The 20,968-nt window shown below is 70.1% G+C and carries 21 protein-coding genes; 8 read left to right on the top strand and 13 right to left on the bottom strand.

Annotation, left to right across the window (positions count from 1 at the left end; genetic code table 11):
- Positions 1-9: 9 nt before the first annotated feature.
- The 5 genes from DI276_RS24765 to DI276_RS24785 form a co-directional block, all read right to left on the bottom strand.
- The gene (locus tag DI276_RS24765) at positions 10-1,464 is read right to left on the bottom strand and encodes a carboxylesterase/lipase family protein (protein WP_112267281.1); all 1,455 of its coding nucleotides are present in this window, start codon (positions 1,462-1,464) and stop codon (positions 10-12) included.
- A gap of 42 nt (positions 1,465-1,506) precedes the next feature.
- Complete coding sequence (locus tag DI276_RS24770; RefSeq protein WP_112267283.1) at positions 1,507-2,475, bottom strand: NAD(P)-dependent alcohol dehydrogenase; 969 nt, start codon at positions 2,473-2,475, stop codon at positions 1,507-1,509.
- 167 nt (positions 2,476-2,642) lie between these two features.
- Complete coding sequence (locus DI276_RS24775; RefSeq protein WP_112267285.1) at positions 2,643-3,239, bottom strand: VOC family protein; 597 nt, start codon at positions 3,237-3,239, stop codon at positions 2,643-2,645.
- Positions 3,236-4,576, bottom strand: coding sequence for a dihydrolipoyl dehydrogenase family protein (locus DI276_RS24780; protein WP_112267287.1), 1,341 nt, complete (start codon positions 4,574-4,576; stop codon positions 3,236-3,238). The genes DI276_RS24775 and DI276_RS24780 overlap by 4 nt, the downstream gene beginning before the upstream one ends.
- Positions 4,576-5,022: a VOC family protein gene (locus DI276_RS24785; protein ID WP_112267289.1), complete on the bottom strand. Its 447-nt coding sequence runs from the start codon at positions 5,020-5,022 to the stop codon at positions 4,576-4,578. Before DI276_RS24785 ends, DI276_RS24780 begins: the two co-directional genes overlap by 1 nt.
- Positions 5,023-5,126: 104 nt before the next feature.
- On the opposite strand from DI276_RS24785, the gene DI276_RS24790 reads away from it, so the two are divergent.
- Complete coding sequence (locus DI276_RS24790; protein WP_112267291.1) at positions 5,127-7,781, top strand: helix-turn-helix transcriptional regulator; 2,655 nt, start codon at positions 5,127-5,129, stop codon at positions 7,779-7,781.
- A 7-nt stretch (positions 7,782-7,788) separates the two neighbouring features.
- Here the strand turns inward: DI276_RS24790 and DI276_RS24795 are convergent, their stop codons facing one another.
- Positions 7,789-8,814, bottom strand: coding sequence for a hypothetical protein (locus DI276_RS24795; protein WP_157984911.1), 1,026 nt, complete (start codon positions 8,812-8,814; stop codon positions 7,789-7,791).
- A 52-nt stretch (positions 8,815-8,866) separates the two neighbouring features.
- Positions 8,867-9,826, bottom strand: coding sequence for an SLAC1 family transporter (locus DI276_RS24800; RefSeq protein ID WP_112267295.1), 960 nt, complete (start codon positions 9,824-9,826; stop codon positions 8,867-8,869).
- Between the two features lie 220 nt (positions 9,827-10,046).
- On the opposite strand from DI276_RS24800, the gene DI276_RS24805 reads away from it, so the two are divergent.
- On the top strand, positions 10,047-10,964 hold the full coding sequence (locus tag DI276_RS24805; protein ID WP_112267297.1) for a TauD/TfdA dioxygenase family protein: 918 nt from the start codon (positions 10,047-10,049) through the stop codon (positions 10,962-10,964).
- Positions 10,965-11,015: 51 nt separating this feature from the next.
- On the opposite strand, the gene DI276_RS24810 is transcribed toward DI276_RS24805, so the two are convergent.
- The 3 genes from DI276_RS24810 to DI276_RS24820 all read right to left on the bottom strand — a co-directional run bounded on the left by DI276_RS24810 (position 11,016) and on the right by DI276_RS24820 (position 13,529).
- On the bottom strand, positions 11,016-11,762 hold the full coding sequence (locus DI276_RS24810; protein ID WP_112267299.1) for an SDR family oxidoreductase: 747 nt from the start codon (positions 11,760-11,762) through the stop codon (positions 11,016-11,018).
- A gap of 79 nt (positions 11,763-11,841) precedes the next feature.
- The gene (locus DI276_RS24815; protein WP_112267301.1) at positions 11,842-12,705 is read right to left on the bottom strand and encodes an RNA polymerase sigma-70 factor; all 864 of its coding nucleotides are present in this window, start codon (positions 12,703-12,705) and stop codon (positions 11,842-11,844) included.
- A gap of 92 nt (positions 12,706-12,797) precedes the next feature.
- Entirely contained in the window at positions 12,798-13,529 is a 732-nt protein-coding gene (locus DI276_RS24820) for an SDR family oxidoreductase (RefSeq protein ID WP_112267302.1), read from the bottom strand.
- 28 nt (positions 13,530-13,557) lie between these two features.
- On the opposite strand from DI276_RS24820, the gene DI276_RS24825 reads away from it, so the two are divergent.
- Positions 13,558-14,064, top strand: a complete 507-nt coding sequence (locus tag DI276_RS24825; RefSeq protein ID WP_112267304.1) for a DinB family protein — start codon at positions 13,558-13,560, stop codon at positions 14,062-14,064.
- On the opposite strand, the gene DI276_RS24830 is transcribed toward DI276_RS24825, so the two are convergent.
- Together DI276_RS24830 and DI276_RS24835 are read right to left on the bottom strand one after the other, a co-directional pair.
- Positions 14,051-15,364, bottom strand: coding sequence for an NAD(P)/FAD-dependent oxidoreductase (locus DI276_RS24830; protein ID WP_112267306.1), 1,314 nt, complete (start codon positions 15,362-15,364; stop codon positions 14,051-14,053). The two genes, DI276_RS24825 and DI276_RS24830, sit on opposite strands and share 14 nt — an antisense overlap.
- A gap of 17 nt (positions 15,365-15,381) precedes the next feature.
- A complete protein-coding gene (locus DI276_RS24835) occupies positions 15,382-16,155 on the bottom strand; it encodes an IclR family transcriptional regulator domain-containing protein (protein WP_112267308.1) in 774 nt (257 codons plus the stop codon).
- Between the two features lie 170 nt (positions 16,156-16,325).
- On the opposite strand from DI276_RS24835, the gene DI276_RS24840 reads away from it, so the two are divergent.
- Genes DI276_RS24840 through DI276_RS24855 form a run of 4 tightly spaced genes read left to right on the top strand, consistent with a single transcriptional unit; the run spans position 16,326 to position 19,118 of the window.
- Positions 16,326-16,613 (top strand): muconolactone Delta-isomerase, encoded by a 288-nt coding sequence (locus tag DI276_RS24840; protein WP_112267310.1) that lies wholly within the window; start codon positions 16,326-16,328, stop codon positions 16,611-16,613.
- A 12-nt stretch (positions 16,614-16,625) separates the two neighbouring features.
- Positions 16,626-17,750, top strand: coding sequence for an acetyl-CoA C-acetyltransferase (locus DI276_RS24845; RefSeq protein WP_112267312.1), 1,125 nt, complete (start codon positions 16,626-16,628; stop codon positions 17,748-17,750).
- Positions 17,747-18,505, top strand: coding sequence for a CoA transferase subunit A (locus tag DI276_RS24850; RefSeq protein WP_112267314.1), 759 nt, complete (start codon positions 17,747-17,749; stop codon positions 18,503-18,505). Before DI276_RS24845 ends, DI276_RS24850 begins: the two co-directional genes overlap by 4 nt.
- Positions 18,492-19,118, top strand: coding sequence for a CoA transferase subunit B (locus DI276_RS24855; RefSeq protein ID WP_112267316.1), 627 nt, complete (start codon positions 18,492-18,494; stop codon positions 19,116-19,118). The genes DI276_RS24850 and DI276_RS24855 overlap by 14 nt, the downstream gene beginning before the upstream one ends.
- A 3-nt stretch (positions 19,119-19,121) precedes the next feature.
- Here DI276_RS24855 and DI276_RS24860 read toward each other — a convergent pair whose 3' ends face one another.
- Positions 19,122-20,330, bottom strand: a complete 1,209-nt coding sequence (locus DI276_RS24860; protein WP_112267318.1) for an MFS transporter — start codon at positions 20,328-20,330, stop codon at positions 19,122-19,124.
- Between the two features lie 46 nt (positions 20,331-20,376).
- Between DI276_RS24860 and DI276_RS24865 the strand changes: the two genes are divergently transcribed.
- Positions 20,377-20,952: a TetR/AcrR family transcriptional regulator gene (locus DI276_RS24865; RefSeq protein WP_112267320.1), complete on the top strand. Its 576-nt coding sequence runs from the start codon at positions 20,377-20,379 to the stop codon at positions 20,950-20,952.
- Positions 20,953-20,968: the final 16 nt, after the last annotated feature.

Here is a 20,968-nt window from a genome sequence, read left to right on the forward strand (position 1 = left end):
ACCGGCAGATCAACTCCGGCGATCAGCGGAAAGAGGCACGAACCGGTGGTCCTGCCAGATCCGCCGCGACTCCTCCTCCGGATACGCGGTCACCAGGTCCTCCACGTCGAACACCCGCGTCAGGCGTTCCGCGGAGTAAGCGGGCCAGCCCGGCTCACCGGTCGCCGCGAACCCCGTCCACGCCGCGCGCATCCGGGCGGACACCTCCGCCGCCACCGGCGTGAGCTCGCCGAGCACCGCGGCCGCCTGCCCGCGGTCGAGGTTGCCGAAGACCAGCGGCACGTCCACCCCGTGGCACGCGCGGAACACCTCGGTCGGCTCCCAGGCCACCACGTAGACGTGCACCCGGCCGCCCGCCGCCACCTGAGCCTCCGCGAGGTGCAGCGACGGCATCCGGAACAACCAGTCCGAGCACACCAGCTCGAACAGCTCCTCCGGCGCCAGGTCCGGATAGGCGAGGCCGGGCGCGAACACCTCCAGCGCCGTCGACGCCTGCTCCGGCGTCACGCTGCCGGCCAGACCCTCGATCACCGACAACAGCCGCTGCTCGTGGCGCGTGTGCCCGACGATCAGCTCGACGTCCCGCGCCGACCCCTGAGCCACCGCCTGCCACGGCGCGACCGGCAGCACGTCACCGTCCACGACCGGGGCGAACGGGATCTGCTTGTGCGCGGCCTGGCCCCAGCGGTCGGCGAACTGACCGATCTTGGCCATCACCTCGTCACCGGCGATCGGCAGCATCGCGGGCTCCACAGTGGACAGGTCCGCGACCGTCGCGCGCAGCCCCAGCTCGGCAGCGCACGTCGCGGCGATGTCGGCGGCCAGCTCCGGTGTGAAGAACGTGCCGGGCACGCTGCTCGCGATCGCCCGGTGGAACAACCCCGCCGCCCGCGGCATGGCCAGCAGGGCCGCGACCGAGCCACCGCCGGCCGACTGCCCGAAGACCGTCACGCGCGCCGGATCCCCGCCGAACGCGCGGATGTTGTCGCGCACCCACTCCAGCGCCGCGACCTGGTCCAGCAGGCCGCGGTTCGCGGGCGCGCCCTCGATCTGCGCGAAACCCTCGATCCCGACGCGGTAGTTGAACGTCGCCAGCACTACGCCGTCCAGCGCCAGCCGCGTGCCGTCGTACTCGGGCAGGCCGGACATGCCGACCGTGTAGGCACCACCCTGGATCCACACCATGACCGGCAGATCACCTGCCACGTCGGGCGACCAGACGTTCACCGTCAGCCAGTCGTCACCGGCCACACCCATGCCGTCCATGCCGAAGAACCCGGCCTGCGGTGGCGGCGGCCCGAACGCCACCGCCTCTCGCACACCGTCCCACGCGGCTGCCGGTCGGGGCGCGGCGAACCGCAGAGCACCAACCGGGGGCGCGGCGAACGGGATGCCGCGAAAGACCGCGACGCCCGATTCCACAGTGCCCCGAAGCAATCCGCCGCTGACCCGAACCTCGACCATGGGCGGAGATGATCGCCGCCGCGGTCCCGCAACGCCAGGGAATTAAGCCGTCACGACCACCTTCGCCCGCGCGTGCTCCGACTCCACGTGCCGGATCGCGTCGGGCACGTCGGTCAGCGGATAGGTCCGCTCGATCACCGGCACCAGCCGCCCCGACTCGGCGAGCTCCCGCAACGCGGCCAGGTTCTCCTTGCTGGGCTTGGCTTCCAGCACCACGAGCCGCTGCCGGGCGAACGGTCCCAGCACCTTGCCCTGGATGATCAACCGGTACGGGCCGAACAGCGCACCACCCGTGAAGCTGCCGCCGCCGGACAACACCAGCACGCCGTCCGGGGTGAGGACGCTGCGCAACGAGCTCATCGACCGGTTCCCCACGAGGTCGAAGATCAGGTCGTAGCGCTCGGAGCCCTGCGTGAAGTCCTCGGACCGGTAGTCGATGACGTGATCCGCGCCCACCGCACGCACCTGCTCGACGTTGCGCGTGCTGCACACCCCGGTCACGATCGCCTTGCGCGCCTTGGCGATCTGCACGGCCATCAACCCGACGCCGCCGGACGCGCCGTTGATCAGCACCCGCTGCCCCGCTTGCAGGTCGCTCAGCCCCATCCACGCGGTGTTGCCCGCCAGCGGCAGCGTCGCCGCCTGCTCGAACGTCAGGTTCGACGGCTTGTGCTCCACCAGCTGCGCCGGCACCCGGACGTACTCGGCGAAGGACCCCTCGACCTCGCCGAACACCTCGTCGCCCACCTGCAGCAACCCGCTCACGCCCGGTCCGACCGCCTCGATCACGCCAGCGAAGTCGAGACCGCGGATCCGCGTCTTGGGCCCGCGCATCCCCAGGAACAGCCGCGCGAAGTACGGGTCACCGCGCATGATGTGCCAGTCGGCGGCGTTCACCGACGACGCCCGCACCCGTACCAGCACCTCGCCCTCCGCCGGCACCGGCCGTTCGACCTCTCTGAGCTCCAACACGTCCGCCGAGCCGTACCTGTCCTGGACGATCGCCTTCATTGCGGCCTCCCTCGCTTGCCGCAGAAGGTAAGCCGCGCCAACGCTTTCCCACATCAGGGACGACCCCTAGGGCGACCACCCGATGTCTGCGGACAAAGCGCGCGGAACGCCAGTTCGGACGGCGTTCCGCGCAGCGCTTGTGCCAGTTCCGGGACCTCCCGCGCAAACTAGCGCGGCAGCTCCTCGCCCGTCTGCTCCTTGACGAGGTACTCGGCGTACCAGTCGGGCCAGTTCTCGTCGTACTCGCCGCCGTTGCGCTTCTCGTGCTCCCCGTGAGCCAACGCGGCGCGGCGCAACGCCGAAGACAGATCGGCGATCGACGCGTAGGACGTGTCGTCGGCGTCGACGCGACCGGGCAGGCGGGTCGTGACCTCCTGCAGGATCCACGTGTTGCCGTCCGGGTCGGCGAACTCGGCGCGCGAGAAGTAGCTGCGGCGCTCCGGGTCCACGCCCTCGACAGGACCGTCCGGGCCGCCGTGGTAGATCGGGCCGACCTTGATGCCGGCGGCGAGCAGGGCCTCGTGCGTCTCGACGAGGTCCGACACGATCAGGAAGTGCCGGCCGGAACCGGGTGCCGCGGTCGTGACGCCCTCGCCGAAGTGGATGGACGCGTTGGAGCCGTACGGGGTGAACTGCACGACCCACGGCGGGGTGACGTCGAGGCGCCAGCCCAGCCGGCTGTAGAACTCCTTGGCGCGCTCGACATCCGTGACTCCGATGACGGTCACTTCGAGCTTCATGTCGATTTCTGTCAGGTTCTTCATTTCGCTACTTCCTTTGCCAGATCGCGGAGGCCGTTGAGGAAGGCCTCGGAGAAGGTGGGGAACGGCTGGATGACGTCGAGCAGCAACGACAGCGGGAGCTTCGCGCGAATCGCGAGGGTGGCCTGCTGGAGCCACTCGCCTGCCTCGGGTCCGACGGCGTAGGCGCCCGTGAGGACTTGGCCATCGGAGACGAGGGTCAGGAATCCGGGTCGCGTGGCGTACTCACGGGTGTAGGTGGCCGTGCGCGCGACGCCGGACAGGTGGGCGGTTGCGGTGTACTTTCCTTCTGCCGCACCGACTGCGGCGACCTCCGGAGAGGTGAACACGACCCGCGGGACGGCGGTGTAGTCGACCTTGGCGTCGTGGCCGAGGATGTTCGCGGCGGCCACGCGGCCCTGGTACTTGCCGACGTGGGTCAGGTTCCACTGACCGGTCACATCGCCGACCGCCCACAGACCCACGCCGAAGTTCATCGCGTCGTCGGTGGCGATGCCCTGCGGATTCGGTTCGACGCCAACGGTTTCGAGCCCGATGCCCTCGACTCGCGGCCGCCTTCCGGTGGCGACGAGAATCTTGTCGCCGCGCAGCTGGGCGCCGTCCGGGAGGTCGAGCACGTACTCGTCGCCGTCTTTGGACGCAGCTGTGGCGTGCACGCCGAGGTGCAGTTCGACGCCATCCGCGGCCAACGCCTCGCTGAGCGCGCGCCCGGCCGCTTCCGGTTCCCGTGGCAGCAGCCGGTCAGCACCCTCGACCAGGGCAACTGACGAGCCGAGCCCCCGGAACGCCTGCGCCATCTCGACACCCACCGGTCCGCCGCCGAGGATCAGCAGCCTGCCGGGGATCTCCTTGACACCGGTGGCCTCGCGGTTCGTCCAGACGTCCAGCTCACGCAGACCCGGAATGGGCGGGATGAAGGCGGATGAGCCCGTGGCGACGACGATGTGGTCGGTCGTGTAGACCTGATCGCCCACCGCGACCCGGTGCGGGCCGTCGATCCGGCCCTCGCCGCGCAGCACGTCGATCCCGGCTTCCCGAGCCCACTTCTCGCCGCCCGCGTCGTCGTAGGACGACACCATGAAGTCACGCCACTCCAGCACCGCCTCGGCGTCGACCTTCCCGGTGATCGCCTCACGGGCACCGGGCACGTCCCGCGCGGCCGCCACGGCCTCGCCGGGACGCAGCAGCGTCTTGGACGGGATGCACGCCCAGAACGAGCATTCACCCCCGAGCAGCTCGCGCTCCACGATCGCCACGCGGAGCCCGCCGTCGGCGACGGCGGCGGCGAAGTGCTCGCCGGGTGACCCGCCGCCGATGACGATGACGTCGTACTGGTTCATCACACCCGTCCCGGAAGCCGCGTCGTGACCTCCTGCAGCACCCAGCCGTTGCCGTCGGGGTCGCTGAACGAGAGGTACGACCCGTAGCTCGTGCGGCCGGGCGCCAGGCCGTCGACCCGCCCGACGGTGCCCGCGTGGTGGAAGATGCCGGTCTTGTCGTGGAAGATCTCGCTGACCTCGACGCCTCGACCGACCAGGTCCTCGCGGGCGGCCACGACGTCGTCGACGATCAGGTGCAGTCCCTCGGCGCTGCCCGGCTCCGCGTCGGTCACGCCGCTGCCGAAGATGATCGACGCGGGCGAGCCGGGCGGGGTGAACTGGGTGAGGCGGTAGCCCTCGTCGTCGGCGAACTCGGCGTCCTGACGCCAGCCGAGCGTCTTGTAGAAGTGGATCGCCCGGTCGATGTCGCTCACCGGGATCACGGCCACCTCGAACTTGTAGTCCATTTCAGCTCCTTCGTCGTTTCCGATGACACGAGATTGCTCGCGCCAGGGACCCCTTCGAACCCGTCGAACACCCTGGTGACCCCCTGGCCCGTAGGCTCGGGCCCGTGTCGGACGATCTCCTGGGCAGACGCACTGAGGGCGAGACGCTGGATCGCTTGTTGACGCAGGCCAAGTCGGGTGCCGGCCAGGTGCTGGTGCTGCGCGGCGAGGCCGGTGTCGGCAAGACAGCGCTGCTCGACCACGTGTCGGCACGCGCCACGGGGTTCCGGGTCACCAGGGCCGCCGGTGTGGAGGCGGAGAGCGCGTTCCCGTACGCCGGGCTGCACCAGCTGTGCGTGCCGTTCCTCGACCGGCTGGACAAGCTGCCCGCACCGCAGCGCGAGGCGCTCGGCACCGCGTTCGGCATGGCCGCCGGGCCGCGACCGACGCGGTTCATGGTCGGCCTGGCGGTGCTGACGCTGCTCGCCGAGGTCGCCGACGAGCAGCCGCTGGTGTGTCTGGTCGACGACGCGCAGTGGCTCGACTCGATGTCGTCCGCGGTGCTCGGGTTCGTGGCCCGCAGGCTGCTGGCGGAACGGATCGCGCTCGTCTTCGTGCTGCGCGAGGGCAACGACTACCTCGACGGGCTGCCGGAGCTGTTCGTGCGGGGCCTGGACGACGCGGACGCCCGCGCGTTGCTGGAGTCGGTGATCAAGGGGCCGGTGGACGGCCGGGTGCGCGACCGGATCGTCGCCGAGGCCCGCGGCAACCCGCTCGCCCTGCTGGAGCTGCCGCGCGAGGCGGCCGACGGGCTGGATCCCGGGCCGCTGACCAGCCGGATCGAGCAGAGCTTCGTCCGGCAGATCGAACCGCTGCCGTTCGACACGCGCTTGTTGTTGCTGACTGCCGCCGCCGAACCGCTCGGTGACGCGACCCTGCTGTGGCGCGCGGCCGGCCTGCTCGGGCTCGGCGCGGACCCGGCGGCCGCGGCGGTGGGCACCGGGCTGATCGAGTTCGGCGCGCGGGTCCAGTTCCGGCATCCGCTGGTGCGGTCCGCGGTGTACCGGTCGGCGGCCGCGGTGGACCGGCAGCGCGTGCACCGAGCCTTGGCCGACGTGACCGACCCGGCGATCGACCCGGACCGCCGCGCGTGGCACCGGGCCCAGGGCACCACCTCACCGGACGAGGAGGTGGCCGCCGACCTCTCGAACACGGCGTCACGCGCCCAGGCCCGTGGCGGTTTGCTGGCCGCGGCGGCGTTCCTCGAACAGGCCGCCGTGCTCACCCCGGAACCCGGCCGCCGGGCCGACCGCGAACTGGCGGCGGCACGGGCCAAGCGCGACGCGGGTGCGTTGGACGCGTCGTTGCGGCTGCTGTCGGCGGTCGAAGCCGGTCCGCCGGACGACCGCCGCAGCGCCGAGATCGAGCACCTGCGCGGGCACATCGCGTTCGACCAGCGCCGCGTCGCCGAAGCCGCGCCCCTGCTGTTCAGCGCGGCCCGCCGGCTCACCCCGTTCGACCCCGACCTGGCCCGCGAGACCCACCTCGAGGCGCTGTCCGCGGCGATCTGGGCGGGCTCCCCGTTGGCGGAAGCGGCTTTGAGCGCTCCCCCGCCGCGCACGCCGCCGTGCGCGATCGACCTCGTGCTCGACGCGTTGACGACCCGCATCACCGCGGGCCACGCGGCAGCCGTGCCGCACATGACCCGCGCCCTGGACGAGGTGCGCGCGCTGAAAGTCGGTGCCGACGACATCAGCCGCCTGCCGTGGCTCTTCGGTTACCGCGCGGGCGGCATCGTCGCAACGGAGCTGTGGGACTTCGAGACGCGCCGCGCGTTCGCCCAGCAACAGGTCCGCCTCGCCCGCGACGCCGGTGCCCTCGTGCAGCTGCAGTTCGCGCTGAACTTCCTGGCGGACAACGAACTCCTCGCGGGTGAACCGGCGGCCGCGCAGGCGTTGATCGAGGAGGACCGGCGGATCTCCGAGGTCACCGGCACCCCGCCGGTCGGCTACGCGGTGCTGCTGCAGGCCGCCTACCGCGGTGAGGACCTCGCAACCGCGACCGCACGGGGCGCCCGGCTCGAAGGCCAGGGCAGGCTCGCCACCATCGCCGACTGGACCAGCGCGATCCTCCACAACGGACTGGGCCGCCACGACCTCGCCCGCGACGCCGCTGTCCGCGTGTTCGAGGAGGACTCACTCGTCTACAGCGGCCTGATCACCGCGGAACTGGCAGAAGCCGCGTCCCGCACCGGTGACACCGCACTGGTCGCCGAGGCGCTGCGGCGTTCGTCGGCCTGGGTCGACACCGACTGGTCCCTGGGCGTCAAGGCACGGCTGCGCGCGTTGAACGGCGACACCGCGGCGTTCTCCGAGTCGATCGTCTTCTTCGCCCGCACGGCTTTGCGCGGCGAACTGGCCCGCGCCCACCTGCTGTACGGCGAGTGGCTGCGCCGGGAAGGCCAACGCGTCGAGGCACGCGACCACCTGCGCACGGCCCACGAGATGCTTCTGGCCGCAGGCATGACCACGTTCGCTGACCGCGCACACCGCGAACTCCAGGCCACCGGCGAAACCGCCCGCAAGCGCACCGCCGAACCGACCGACGAGCTGACCGCGCAGGAATACCAGATCGCCCGGCTCGCCCGCGAGGGGTACTCGAACCCGGAGATCGGCACTCGCCTGTTCATCAGTCCGCGCACCGTGGAATGGCACCTGCGCAAGGTGTTCGGCAAGCTCGGCGTGACGTCGCGGAGGCAGCTCCGCGACGCCTCGTTCTAGCCGACGCTCAGGGCGTCCAGCGGTAGGCCCACTCGTCCGGCCACGAGCCGTCGTGGCCGACCATCACGCCGTCGCTGTTGATACCGGAAGGCTGGTACTCCCAGCCCCCGTCGACGACGGGGAGCTCGGTCATCTCACCGGTCGCACTCCAGCGGACCGGGCGAAAGCCGATGTCGGCGTCCTGAACGGTGCCGAGGACCACACCGGAGTCGTTGATCGCGCTGCCGTCGCTCTGGACCTGAACGGACGCGCCGAGGTCCGTGATGGTGCCGTCCGGATTCCAGCGCACCGCACGGGAGTGCCCGGTCACCGGCTCGACGAATCCGGTCACCGCGCCGTGCCGGTTCACCGACCGGGCGATCGAGCGTTTGGTGCCGCTGGGCAGCGGCAGCAGAGTGATCGTGCCGTCGGGGTTCCAGCGAACGGCCCGGTTGTCGCTCTGCGCCACGAGGTTGAACGCGTTGCCGACGGCGAACCCGTTCCCGGACGCGCCGCCGAGCGAGGTCTGGGTGTAGCCGGCGGGCACCGTCAGCGCGGCTGGCACGCCGTTCAGGTCCCACCGGAGCGCGCGGCGCTTGCCGTTGGAGGACTCCCAGGCTTCGCCGTAGACCAAGCCCTCGTCGTCGACGCCCATCGAGTACACGTGGGAGTAGCCGGTCATCTGGCCGAGGATCCGGTAGGTGCCGTCGAGGTCGTACCGGATCACGCGGGCCGGATCGCCGAGCGTCCTCTCGCCGATGCCCACGATCACGCCGGCGTTGTTGATCGCCGTCGCCTCCAGGTACTCCAGGTCGGCAGGACCACCGAGGTCCGTGATCGCACCGTCGGGGTTCCACTTGACCGCGCGGACGTGTCCTTGAGTCCCCGACCGTCCCACCGCGGTACCTGCGTCGTTGATGGCGTTCGCGATGTTGAACGACTTGGGCGTCAAGCCCTTGAGCACTGTGACGGTCGACTCCGCCTGCGCCGGTGCGGCGACTGCGAGCGCGGTCAGAACCGCAGCGGCCACGACCGTGCCGAGTCTTCGAGTCATTCCATTCCCCCAGGACTAGTAGGTCGAACGGCGACACAGTAGATGAGCACGCTCACCTGGTGGAGCGAATTCTCAGCAACGTGGCGAACACGATCGCGAGGATCAGCGCGCTCGACACGGTCAGCGCCGCCCAGCCCGCGACCTGCCAGCCCGTGAAGTGCAGGCCGGCGGCGTACCGGATGCCGATGTTGCCGAGCACCGCGATCGGGAACGTGAACACCCAGTACTGCGTGCTGAACGGCAACCGCAGGTAGTCGCGCAGGAAGAACAGCTGCACGAGCAGCATGAACAGAGTGACGCCGCCCAAAGCGGTCTGCAGGTCGTCGACGGCGCCTCGGGTGATCGCGAACCAGGCGACGCTCGCGGTACCGGGCGGCGAGAGCAGGATCGACAGGACGGGCTTGAACGGCAGCGGGAGCTCCGAGCCGAAGAACAGGCGCGAGGTGATCACCGCGCCGAGCAGGAGCCAGAAGAAGATGCCGATGCCGAACACCGCGACGGCCGCGCCGTGGGCGTTAACGCTCACAAAGCCGATGGCCGCGATGAACGCGCCCGCGGTGACCGGGAGGAAGTAGCCGGGGTGCATGGCGTCCTGGTCCAGCGGGTGTTTGAGCCAGTGCGCGAACAGGGCCGCGGCGTTCACGGCCAGGCCCAGCACGGCGATCCAGATCAGCCACGGGGCCGCGGAGCCCAGGACTGGTGCGTAGTGGGCGATGAGCAGGACTGCGATCACCGGGAGGTAGGCGGTGAGCGGGCCGAGCAACGGGTGCCGCAGGTCGAGGTGGAAGCCGGCGCCCGGCCGGAACGTGCCGGCGAGGTAGGTGAGCGTGAACACCGCGAAGATCAGGGTCGCGGCGCCGAACGCCACCGACGCGGGCCAGCCCGGCGCGCCCAGCAGCTGGGCGGCGGCGGTCCAGGCGCCGCCCAGGCCGGCGAGGCCCAGCGGGATGGAGAACAGGCTGATCGGAAGCGCCCAGCTCGGGGCTTTCACGGGTGCAAGAGTCGTTGTCATGCTGACAAAGGTCCGCCAGGTGCACCCTTGCTCGCGCCAGGGGAACACACTGGTAAGCCATTCGACGACGGGCACGGCCGGCGTCCCACATTGTGATTTTGCCCCGGACACCGACGTTTCCCATTCCCGCCGCAAGAAAGTCGTCCGCTTGGTGAGATGAACAGATTTTCAAGGCGTGCGAACTAGATCTGACTGTTCGCCGCCCAGCATGGTGAGTGGCATGACAGCGCAACTCTCCCGAACGATCACCGTCCACCGACTGGGAGCGCACATCGGTGCGCGCATCGACGGCGTCCACCTGAGCGGCGATCTGCCGGCGGACACCGTGGCCGAGATCAGGTCGGCCTTGCTGGCGCACAAGGTGGTGTTCTTCTCCGGACAGCAGCACCTCGACGACGCGGGGCAGCTCGCGTTCGCCCGCCTGCTCGGCCGGCCGACGCTGGCCCACCCGACCGTCCGCGGCCAGGAGCACGAGCAGGTGCTGGCCATCGACTCCGAGCACGGCAAGGCCAACAGCTGGCACACCGACGTCACGTTCGTCGACCGGGTGCCCGCGATCAGCGTCCTGCGCGCGATCGAACTGCCCCCGTACGGCGGTAACACGGTGTGGGCCAACACCGTGCAGGCCTACCGCGATCTGCCGGAAGCGTTGCGCGCCTTGGTCGACCGGCTGTGGGCGGTGCACACCAACCTCTACGACTACGCGGGCGAGGTGGACGCGACCAGGATCGGCGGCATCGACGTCAAGGAGCAGGCCTACCACGACGAGTTCCGGTCCCACGTGTTCGAGACCGAACACCCGTTGGTGCGCGTGCACCCGGAGACCGGCGAGCGCGCGTTGTTGCTGGGGCACTTCGTGAAGCGGATCGTCGGCCTCACGACGACCGAGTCGCAGGCCGCCTTCCAGTTGCTGCAACAGCGAATCACCAGGCTGGAGAACACCGTGCGCTGGCAGTGGTCCGCCGGCGACATCGCGATCTGGGACAACCGCGCCACCCAGCACTACGGCGTCGCCGACTACGACGACCAGCGCCGCCGGCTGCACCGGGTCACCATCGCCGGCGACGTTCCGGTGAGCGTCGACGGCGTGGCCAGCACTCCGGTCACCGGCGACGCGGCGCACTTCTCCGCGCTGTGAGGTGTCGGCACCACAGTGGACGGACTTCGCACCCGTCCACTGTGGACGCCTTCAGTTGCCGGCGGCCAGCCAGTCCCGCAGGCTGGTCGCCTGCAGCTGCGCGCCCGCGTTCGGCACGAGCTGCTTGCCGGTCAACAAGGTGCCGAAGTACTTGGCCTGCGGGTCGCTCACGACCTCGCGCTCGTCGTTGCGCTGGGTCAGCACCGTGCGGATCCACCCGTCCATGGTGAACTCCTCCGGCCCGCCGATCTCCTGCACGCCGTTGATCGGACCGGTCGCCGCAGTCCTGCCGACCACCGCCGCGACGTCCGAGGCCGCGATCGGCTGCACACCGCCGTGCGGCAGGTGCACGACGCCGTCGACGGTCGCCGAGTTCGCGATGGCACCCGCGAACTCGAAGAACTGGGTCGCGCGGATGATCGAGTACGGCAGTTCGGCCTCGGTGATGAGCTTCTCCTGCGCCACCTTCGCGCGCAGGTAGCCGGAGTCGGGCAGCTCGTCCGTGCCGACGATCGACAGCGCGACGTAGTGACCGACGCCGGCTTCCTTGGCGGCCTCAGTCAGGTTCGTCGTGGCCGTGGTGAAGAAGTTCATGACGTCGTCGTCAGCGAACGACGGCGAGTTCGACACGTCGACGAGCACGTCGGCGCCCTGCAGAACCTCCTTGACGCCTTCGCCGGTCACCGTGTTCACGCCGCTGTTCGGGGACGCGGCAACGGCGTCGTGGCCGTGCTCACCGAGCCGCTTGACGACCTGGCTGCCGATCAACCCCGTACCGCCGATGACAACGATCCTCATGGGTCCGTCCCTCTCGTGAGCCCGCCCGCTGCGGGTGTTCACGAGCTAAGACCGGACAGCACTCGCGGTTGTGACAGGCCTACCGGAACGCGGTGAGCTTCTCGGGGTTGAGCAGCCACATCAGCTGGTCGACACCTGCCGCCGTGGCGGTCAGGGTGATCACCGCGTAGGTGTTGCCGTCCTTGCGCAACCGGATCGCGGACAGGCCGTTCACCTCCACGTAGTCGGCCTCGGCACCGGCCCAGAACGACGGCGCCCAACCCGAGACGATCTTCGCAAGGCTTGCCGCACCGAACAGCGGACGACCGGCCGCCCGGATCGCGCCGTTGCTGTCGGAGTAGCTGACCACGTCCTCGGCGAACAGCTTCTCGAGTCCGGCCAGGTCACCGGCCTGCGCCGCCGCCACGAACGCCTCCAGCAGCTTGCGCTGGTCGGCCCGTTCGACGGGGGCCTTCCGCTCGTCGGCGAGGTGCTTGCGCGCCCGGCTGACCAGCTGCCTGGTCGCGACCTCGCTGGTCTGCACGATCTCGGCGATCTCGCGGTACGGGTAGTCGAACGCCTCGCGCAGCACGTACGCGGCCCGCTCGGTCGGCGTGAGCTTCTCCAGCAGCAGCAACACCGCCAGCTCCAGCACGGCGCCCTGCTCGGCACCCACCTGCGGGTCGGCGGACGTGTCGATCGGCTCGGGCAGCCACGGTCCGACGTAGGTCTCCCTGCGGGCGCGCGCCGTCTGCGACTCGTTGATCGCGAGCCGGGTGATCGCCGTCGCCAGGTAGGCCTCGGGGTTGAGCACCGACGCGCGGTCCGCAAGCTGCCAGCGCACCCACACCTCCTGCACGAGGTCCTCGGCGTCGGCCACGCTGCCGGTCATGCGGTACGCGATGCCGAACAGCCTCGGCCTGGCCGCCGCGAACGCCGACTCGGCCTGCTCCAGCTGGGTCATCGGACCGCTCCCCTCTTCCCGCTGCCACGTTAGCGCTCACACGGGCCTTGAGCGGTGTGGCGCCCCGCACTACATGCCCGTGGCGCCCCGCACTACAGGCCGCCGGACACGTCCACGACCGCACCGGCCACATAGGACGATCGTGGGGACAGCAACATCGCCACGATCGGCGCGACCTCCTCGGGTGAGCCGAACCTGCCCAGCGGAATGCCCCGGCGGCGGGCTTCTTCCGCTTCCCACGCGGCGAAGTCCAGCGACGTGCCTGACCACTCGTGCTTGACGTGCTGACGTTCGGTGCGGATCGCGCCCAGGTTGACCGTGTTGACCCGGATCCGGGGTGCGAGCGCTCTCACCAGCATCGCGGCCAACGACGCCGTCGCCGAACGTGCGGCGCTGACCGCCGCCATCTCAAGGTCCGGCGCCCGTGCGGTGACGCCGTTCAGCACCACGACAGCGCCCTCGGTCATGAGTTCGGCGGCAGGTTCGACCAGGTTGAGCACGCTCGCCAGCTTCACGTCGCACTGCTCGCGCCACACCTCCGGCGGCGTGTCCAGCACTCCCCCGACCGCGCCCGCGCCGGCGTTCGCGACCACGCCGTCGAGCCCGCCGAACGTCTCGGAAACCTCCGCCACGAACTCGCGCATCCACCCGCGGTCCCGCACGTCGCCGACGCGCGCCAGCACCTCCGGTCCCCACCCCGGCTCGCTGCGCGCACACGTCGCCACCCGCGCACCCTCGTCGAGCAGCAACGACACGATCGCCCGCCCAATGCCCCGGCTGCCGCCCGTGACGACGTACCGGCGTCCCGCCAATCCCAGGTCCACGAGATCATCCTGGTGAAAGACTGGCCGGGTGACCACCGAACGTCCCAGCCCACCACTGCAGGCAGGCGAACGCGAGACCCTGCGCGCGTTCCTCGACTTCCACCGCGCCACCCTCGCGATGAAGTGCGAAGGCCTGTCCGACGACGACCTGCGCCGCCGCTCGATGCCCCCGTCCACGCTCACGTTGCTCGGCCTCGTCCGGCACATGGCGGAGGTGGAGCGCACGTGGTTCCGCAAGGTCATCGACGGCGAGGACATCCCGCTGGTGTGGTCGGAAGACAACGACTACCAGGTGGCCTACGACGCGTCGAAGTCGAGCAGGTCCGACGCGTTCGCGGCCTGGCAGACCGAGGTCGAGCACGCGCGCCGGATCGAGCGCGCGGCCGAGTCGCTCGACGTCCTCGGCTACCAGCCGCGGTGGTCGGAGCAGGTGTCGCTGCGGCTCGTCATGCACCACCTGTGCCACGAGTACGCCCGCCACAACGGCCACGCGGACTTCCTGCGCGAGGGCATCGACGGCGTCACCGGGGCGTAGAACCGGCCGCGGCGGGCGGCATGTCCGCCTGGGCCAGCGTGATGCCGCGGTCCGGCACCACGCCGAAATGCGTGATCTGCCGGCCGGCACCGAGCTCGGTGATCCAGTTCGCCGCCGTCCGCAACCGCCCGTACGGCAGGTCCATCAGGTGGTAGCCGCGCGTCACGGCCTTCGCCGGCAGGCTCGTCAACGGCACGCCCAACGGGTTCGCGACCGCCTGCCACCCGCCGAGGTCGACCACGAACCCCAGGTCCTTGTGCTTGTACTCGCGCGCCGTCCCGTGGCCGAGCGACGCCGCGATGTTGAGCGCCGCGACCCGGCCCTGGCGTTCGGCGTGCTGCGCGGTCATGGCGGTGATCTCGCCCGGCCGCACGAGGTCCGGCACCGCGGCCGCGTCACCGGCCGCCCACACGTGCTCGCACACCTTCAGGTGGGTGTCGGTGTCGATCCGGCCCTGCGTTGACGGCATGTTCAACGTGCTGACCAGCGGATCCGGCCGCACACCAACACACCACACGACCGTGCGCGTCTGGATCTCGGTGCCGTCGGAGAGCCGCGCGCAGGTGTCGGTCATCTCCTCGAGGCTGGTCTCGAGCTTGACCTCGGCGCCGCGCTTCAGCAGGACTTTGTGCGTCGGCCCGGACAACCGCGGATCCAGGCCCGGCAGCACGCGTGGCGCGATGTCGACGAGGATCCAACGCGGCTGCACGTCTCTGAGGCCCGGCAGGTGCTTCCATGCGTCCTGAGTCAGCAATTGCGTCTGCGCGAGGACCTCGGTGCCCGTGTATCCGGCGCCCACCACCACGAACGTGCAGCGCGCACGCCGTTCCTCGGGATCGTCGGACTGGTCGGCCAGTTCGAGCTGCCGCAGCACGTGGTCACGCAGGTGGATGGCCTCGGCGACGGTGCGGAAGCCCTTCGCGTGCTCGGCGACACCGGGGATCGACAGCAGCCGGGTGACGCTGCCGGACGTGATCAGCAACCGGTCGTAGGACATCTCGAACGAGCGCCCTTCGACGTCCATGACCTCGACCGTCTTGGAGGCGAGCGAGATCCCGGTCGCCGCGCCCAGCACCAGCTTGGTGCGCTTCAACGTGTTGCGCAGCGGCACCGCGACCCGGCGCGGGTCCAGCACCCCGCCGGACACCTCGGGCAGCAGCGGGATGTAGAGCATGTAGTCGGCCGGGTTGATCGCGACCAGTTCGGCCGCGTCCTCCGGCAGCTTGCGTTCGAGCTTGCGCAGACAGTGGAACCCGGCGAACCCGGTACCGATCACCAGGACCCGCGGCCGAGCGGACATGCGTCCTCCCAGGGCTGTTAGCGCCGCGCCGAGTACCCCAGATCGGCGCTGATCCGCGCCGCGGCGTCGAGCAGCAATGGCACCACATCCCGCCGGATCGCCTCAACCGACGATCGCCCGACGGAGGTGGAGGACGCGAGCGCCGCCACCACCTCGCCGGACCGGTCGCGGACCGGCACGGACACCGAGAGCAGGCCGATCTCCAGCTCCTCCGCCACGATCGACCACCCGTCGTCGCGAACCCGCTGCAGGACTTCGCGGAACGCGTCGGCGTCGGTGACCGTGTGCTTGGTCAGCTCGGGCAGCCCGCCCTCGATGATCTCGTCGACGACCGGGTCCGGTGCCCACGCGAGCAGCACCCGTCCCATCGACGACGCGAACGCCGGGATCCTCGTGCCGATCGACACGTTGATGCTCATGATCCGCCGCACCGGCACGCGCGCGACGTACACCGCGTCGCGTCCGTCCAGCTCCGCGAGCGACGCCGACTCGGCGGTCTTCGCCGACAAGTCCAGCAGATGCGGCTGCGCGATCTCGATCATCGCGCGCGACGCCGAGTAGTGCTGGCCGATGCTCAGCACCCGAGGCGTCAACGACCACCTGCTGCCCTCGTTCCGCACGTACCCGAGTCGTTGCAGGGTGAGGAGGATCCTGCGCACGGCCGGGCGCGACAGACCGGTGGCGGCGGCCAGTTCCGCGAGGTTCGGGTTGGTCCGGTCCTCGTCGAACGCGAGCAGCACGGCGAACCCGCGCTCGATGCTCTGGATGAAGTCGCGCTCGTCCGTGGCCATCGCCTCATCCTTCCGCGGTTGACAGTTCAACGAAGCGGGTGCACGCTGCATATAATCGCAAAGCGTACACGTTGTACGCATAGCGTACAGGAGGAGATGACTCGACCACGGTGACGACGGGTATTCCAAGCCCCACCGCCGCCATCGCGGCCTTCACCAGGAGGTGACCGTTGCTCTTCCACGTGCGCATGGACGTTGCACTGCCCCACGACCTCGACCCCAACCGTCGAGCCGAGCTCATCGCCGCCCAGCAGGACCGGGTGCTGGAGCTGCAGAAACTCGGTGTGTGGCCGCACCTGTGGCGGGTCGTCGGGCTGGACAGCAACATCAGCATCTTCGACGTGCCGTCCAACGACGAGCTGCACGCGTTCCTCTCGTCGTTACCGCTGTGGGAGTTCATGCGGGTCGAGGTGACGCCACTGGCGACGCACCCCTCCGATCTCGCGGCCCAACCCTGACAAGGAGAGTTCATGCGTGACGCCGTCATCTGCGAACCCATCAGAACACCGGTGGGCCGCTACAACGGTGCCCTGAAGGAGCGCACGGCCCAGGAGCTCGGTGCGGTCGTCGTCCAGGAGCTGATGCGCCGCACCGGGCTCGATCCGTCCTCAGTGGACGATCTGGTCCTCGGCCACTGCTACCCGACGATGGACGCTCCGGCGATCGGCCGCGTCGTCGCGCTGGACGCGGGTCTCGGCGTCGGCGTGCCGGGTGTGCAGCTGGACCGCCGGTGCGGTTCCGGTCTGCAGGCCGTGCTCAACGCGGCGATGGCGGTGCAGACGGGCGCTCAGGACCTCGTGCTCGCGGGTGGCGTCGAAAGCATGTCGAACGCCGGTGTGGACGCGCTGGCCCGCGGCCGGGTGACGGCCGGTGGCGCCAACTTCCCGGTGCCGGGCGGAATGCTGGAGACCGCCGAGAACCTGCGCCGCGAGTACGGGATTTCCCGGTCCGAGCAGGATGAACTGGCGTTGCGCAGCCACGAACGTGCTGTCGCCGCTCAGGCTTCTGGCCGGTTCTCTGACGAGCTGGTGCCCGTTGGGGACTTCGTGGCGGACGAGCACCCGAGGCCGGGTTCTTCCGTGGAGAAGCTGGCGTCGTTGAAGACCGTCATGGACGTCGAGGGCGCCACGGTGACCGCGGGCAACGCCAGTGGGCAGAACGACGGCGCCGCGGTCTGCGTCGTCACGCACCCCGCGTTGGCCGCCTCGCTGGGCTTGCGCCCGTTGGCACGCCTGGTCTCGTGGGCTTCGGCAGGTGTTGAACCCTCACGGATGGGCATCGGGCCGGTGCCGTCGTCCGCGCGGGCGTTGCAGAACGCCGGTCTGAAGCTGGACGACATGGACCTGATCGAGCTGAACGAGGCGTTCGCCGCGCAGGTGCTCGCGGTGACTCGCGAATGGGGTCTCACCGACTTCGAACGGCTCAACGTCAACGGTTCCGGCATCGCGCTCGGCCATCCCGTCGGCGCTACCGGTGCGCGGATTCTCGCGACGATGTTGCGCGAGCTGGAGCGGCGTGACGGCAGGTATGCGTTGGAAACCATGTGCATCGGTGGCGGGCAGGGGCTCGCGGCGGTCTTCGAGAGGATGTCATGAACAAGGTCGCGGCTTCTGCCGCCGAGGCCGTGTCCGATGTGGACGATGGTGCCACCATTTCGGTCGGCGGCTTCGGGCTCTGTGGCGTGCCCAAAGTGCTCATCAACGCCCTGTACGACAGGGGTGTCGGCTCGCTCGGCATCGTGTCGAACAACTGCGGCGCGATGGACCAGGGCCTCGCGGTGTTGCTGTCGGCGGGCCGGATCGCCCGCGTCACCGGCTCGTACATCGGTGGGAACAAGGAGTTCGCCCGCCAGTACCTCGCGGGCGAGATCGAGCTCGAGCTGATCCCCCAGGGCACCCTGGCCGAACGGCTGCGCGCCGGTGGCACCGGCATTCCCGCCTTCTACACGCCCGCGGGCGTCGGCACGCTGGTCGCGGACGGCGGGCTGCCGTGGCGCTACCACCCGGACGGCACGGTCGCGATCGCCTCGCCGCCCAAGGAGGTCCGCGAGTTCGACGGCCGCGAGTACGTGCTGGAGCACAGCATCCGCACGGACTTCGCTCTCGTGCGAGCCGCGAAAGCCGACCGGTTCGGCAACCTGGTGTTCGAGAAGTCGGCCCGCAACTTCAACCCGCTCGCCGCGATGGCCGGCCGGGTCGCGATCGCCGAGGCCGAGGAGCTCGTCGACATGATCGACCCCGACGAGGTGCACCTGCCCGGCATCTTCGTGCAACGGGTCGTGGAGCTGTCGCCGGAGCAGGTTTCCGACAAGAGCGTGGAGTTCAGGACGGTGCGCCATGTGGAGTCGTGACGAGATGGCCGCCCGAGCGGCCCAGGAGCTGCGCGACGGCGAGTACGTCAACCTCGGCATCGGCGTGCCGACGCTGATCCCGAACCACCTGCCACCGGGCGTCGAGGTGGTGCTGGAGTCCGAGAACGGCATCCTCGGCGTCGGTCCCTACCCTGACGACTCCGACGTCGATCCCGACCTGATCAACGCGGGCAAGGAGACCGTGACCGTCCTGCCGGGAGCGTCGTTCTTCGACTCGGCGCTGTCGTTCGGCATGATCCGCGGCGGCCACGTCGACGTGGCGGTGCTGGGCGCGATGCAGGTGTCGGCGGCCGGCGACCTCGCGAACTGGGCCGTGCCGGGCAAACTCGTCACCGGCATCGGCGGCGCCATGGACCTCGTGCACGGCGCCCGCCGGGTGATCGTCGTGATGACCCACACCGCCAAGGACGGCACGCCGAAGCTGGTCGAGTCGTGCACGCTTCCGTTGACCGGCAAGGCGTGCGTGGACCGCGTGATCACCGACCTGGGCGTGTTCGACGTGACGCCGGACGGTCTGCGGCTCGTCGAACTCGCGCCGGGCGTGGACGAAACGACGGTGCGCCAAAGCACTGCCGCACCGCTGGTGGCGTGATCCTCACGGTCGCGGCGGGAGTGATGCCGTGGCGCACGCCGTTCCCGGCGTGGACTCCCGCGGCGAACTCCCGGACGAGCCGGACGAGCCATCCCATGAGCTGATCCTTTCGCTGGGCCGCACCGCCGCCCCGAGCAGACCGACGGCGGCACAGGCGAGAAACGCGGTGAGGTGGCCGGCGTGGTCGATGACCGCGCCGGTCAGCGGCGCGCCTGCGGCCTGCCCCACGGCGATCATCAGGAAGGACGTGCCGATGCCCGTGGCCGGCCGGTCCGGGTGGATCCTCGTGCTCCACACCAGGACCAGCCCGGTCTGGGCGATGTAGGACGCGCCGAACAACGCGGCGGCGGCGAGGGCGAGTGCCACGGTGGCGGGCCACAGTGCGAGTGCCGCGGTCGTCGCGGAGAGCAGGACGAGCACGAGGGTCCACGCGGTGCGCAGGCCGATGCTGCCGGTCAGGTGACCGCTGAACGCGCCGAGCATCCCGGCGAGGCCGATCAGCGACCACATGATCGTGGCGACGGCCGGGCCGGCCTGGACCACGTCGCGGCCGAACGTCCACACGGCCGAACTGGCCAGCCCCAGCAGGAACGCCGCGACGAGCAAGGTCGCAGCACCGGGAGGGAACAACGAACCGGACTCCGCGCGCTCACCACCTCGACCGCGCGGGGTCGTGCCGATGATCCACCAGGTGACGGCCGCGGACAGCACCGCGAACGTCGCCCATGCGAACCGCCAGTCGTTCAGCAGCACCATCGCGATCGGGGCGGACAGCAGCACCCCGACGCCGGTGCCCGCGTTCACCACCGACTGCGCCCGGTCCTGCCGGGATCGGTCGACGGCACGGGCGATCGCCTCGGCCAACGGCGGCGAGGCGAGGCCCGTGCTCGACCCCGCGACCAGGATCCCCACGGCGAGCATCACGCCGTTGACCGACACTGCGATCATCGCCGTCCCGACCGCCGCGAGCACGCCCGCACTCGCCGCCACTACCCGTGGCCCACAGCGGTTGGTCAGCACGAATCCGGCCGTGATGGCGATTCCGTAACCGACGTAGCTGCCGGCGCCGATCATGCCGAGCAACGTGGCGTCGAGCGCGAACTGCCGCTGGAACACCGGCGCGAAGAGGCCGTAGGCGAATCGTGCGAAGCCGTAGCAGACACCGATGAGTGCCGTGCCCGCGCAGATCAGCGAAACGTTCCTCTTGTCCACGATCCTCCGCTCGCTAGAACGTTGGTTCTAGTCCTACGATAGCTCCATGAGCCGTTCCGCGCGAGATCGCATCCTCACGGCAGCCGACGAGCTGTTCTACGGCGACGGCATCGCGGCCACGGGCATCGACGCCGTGGTGGACCGGGCCGGAGTCGCGCTCGGCACGGTCTACAACAACTTCGGCGGCAAGGACGGCCTGGTCGAGGCCTATCTGCGGCGGCGCGACCACCTGTGGCGGGCGGCGTGGGAACGAGCGGCCGCCAACGCCGCGACACCACGCGAGCGGGTGCTTTCCGTGTTCGACGCGCTGTTGGAGTGGTACCACGACCAGCGCGCGGACCAGGGCTGCGCGCAGGTTGCCGGCCTGGTGCAACTGCCGGCGGGACACCCGGCCGTCGCGGTCGCACGCACCCACAAAGAGCACCTGGTCCGCCGACTGACCGAACTCGCGGCGGGACTGACCGGCGTGCGCGAGGTCGTCGAGGACGTCGCGATGATCTACGAGGGAGTGCTCGTCCGGATGCTGCTCGGCTCGTCGCCGGAGGAAGCGATCCCCCGTGCCAGAAAACTGGCTGAAATCGCGATTGCCGCTCGATGTGAAACGGACGTTCTACCCAACTGACCCGGCTATTTACCGC

Source organism: Lentzea terrae, from assembly GCF_003265345.1.
GTDB classification, from domain to species: domain Bacteria; phylum Actinomycetota; class Actinomycetes; order Mycobacteriales; family Pseudonocardiaceae; genus Lentzea; species Lentzea terrae.

Coding starts and splice junctions, on each gene's coding strand:
- DI276_RS24765 (WP_112267281.1), bottom strand. CDS start 1,464: ATGGTCGAGGTTCGGGTCAGCGGCGGATTGCTTCGGGGCACTGTGGAA.
- DI276_RS24770 (WP_112267283.1), bottom strand. CDS start 2,475: ATGAAGGCGATCGTCCAGGACAGGTACGGCTCGGCGGACGTGTTGGAG.
- DI276_RS24775 (WP_112267285.1), bottom strand. CDS start 3,239: ATGAAGAACCTGACAGAAATCGACATGAAGCTCGAAGTGACCGTCATC.
- DI276_RS24780 (WP_112267287.1), bottom strand. CDS start 4,576: ATGAACCAGTACGACGTCATCGTCATCGGCGGCGGGTCACCCGGCGAG.
- DI276_RS24785 (WP_112267289.1), bottom strand. CDS start 5,022: ATGGACTACAAGTTCGAGGTGGCCGTGATCCCGGTGAGCGACATCGAC.
- DI276_RS24795 (WP_157984911.1), bottom strand. CDS start 8,814: ATGACTCGAAGACTCGGCACGGTCGTGGCCGCTGCGGTTCTGACCGCG.
- DI276_RS24800 (WP_112267295.1), bottom strand. CDS start 9,826: ATGACAACGACTCTTGCACCCGTGAAAGCCCCGAGCTGGGCGCTTCCG.
- DI276_RS24805 (WP_112267297.1), top strand. CDS start 10,047: ATGACAGCGCAACTCTCCCGAACGATCACCGTCCACCGACTGGGAGCG.
- DI276_RS24810 (WP_112267299.1), bottom strand. CDS start 11,762: ATGAGGATCGTTGTCATCGGCGGTACGGGGTTGATCGGCAGCCAGGTC.
- DI276_RS24815 (WP_112267301.1), bottom strand. CDS start 12,705: ATGACCCAGCTGGAGCAGGCCGAGTCGGCGTTCGCGGCGGCCAGGCCG.
- DI276_RS24830 (WP_112267306.1), bottom strand. CDS start 15,364: ATGTCCGCTCGGCCGCGGGTCCTGGTGATCGGTACCGGGTTCGCCGGG.
- DI276_RS24835 (WP_112267308.1), bottom strand. CDS start 16,155: ATGGCCACGGACGAGCGCGACTTCATCCAGAGCATCGAGCGCGGGTTC.
- DI276_RS24845 (WP_112267312.1), top strand. CDS start 16,626: ATGCGTGACGCCGTCATCTGCGAACCCATCAGAACACCGGTGGGCCGC.
- DI276_RS24850 (WP_112267314.1), top strand. CDS start 17,747: ATGAACAAGGTCGCGGCTTCTGCCGCCGAGGCCGTGTCCGATGTGGAC.
- DI276_RS24855 (WP_112267316.1), top strand. CDS start 18,492: ATGTGGAGTCGTGACGAGATGGCCGCCCGAGCGGCCCAGGAGCTGCGC.
- DI276_RS24865 (WP_112267320.1), top strand. CDS start 20,377: ATGAGCCGTTCCGCGCGAGATCGCATCCTCACGGCAGCCGACGAGCTG.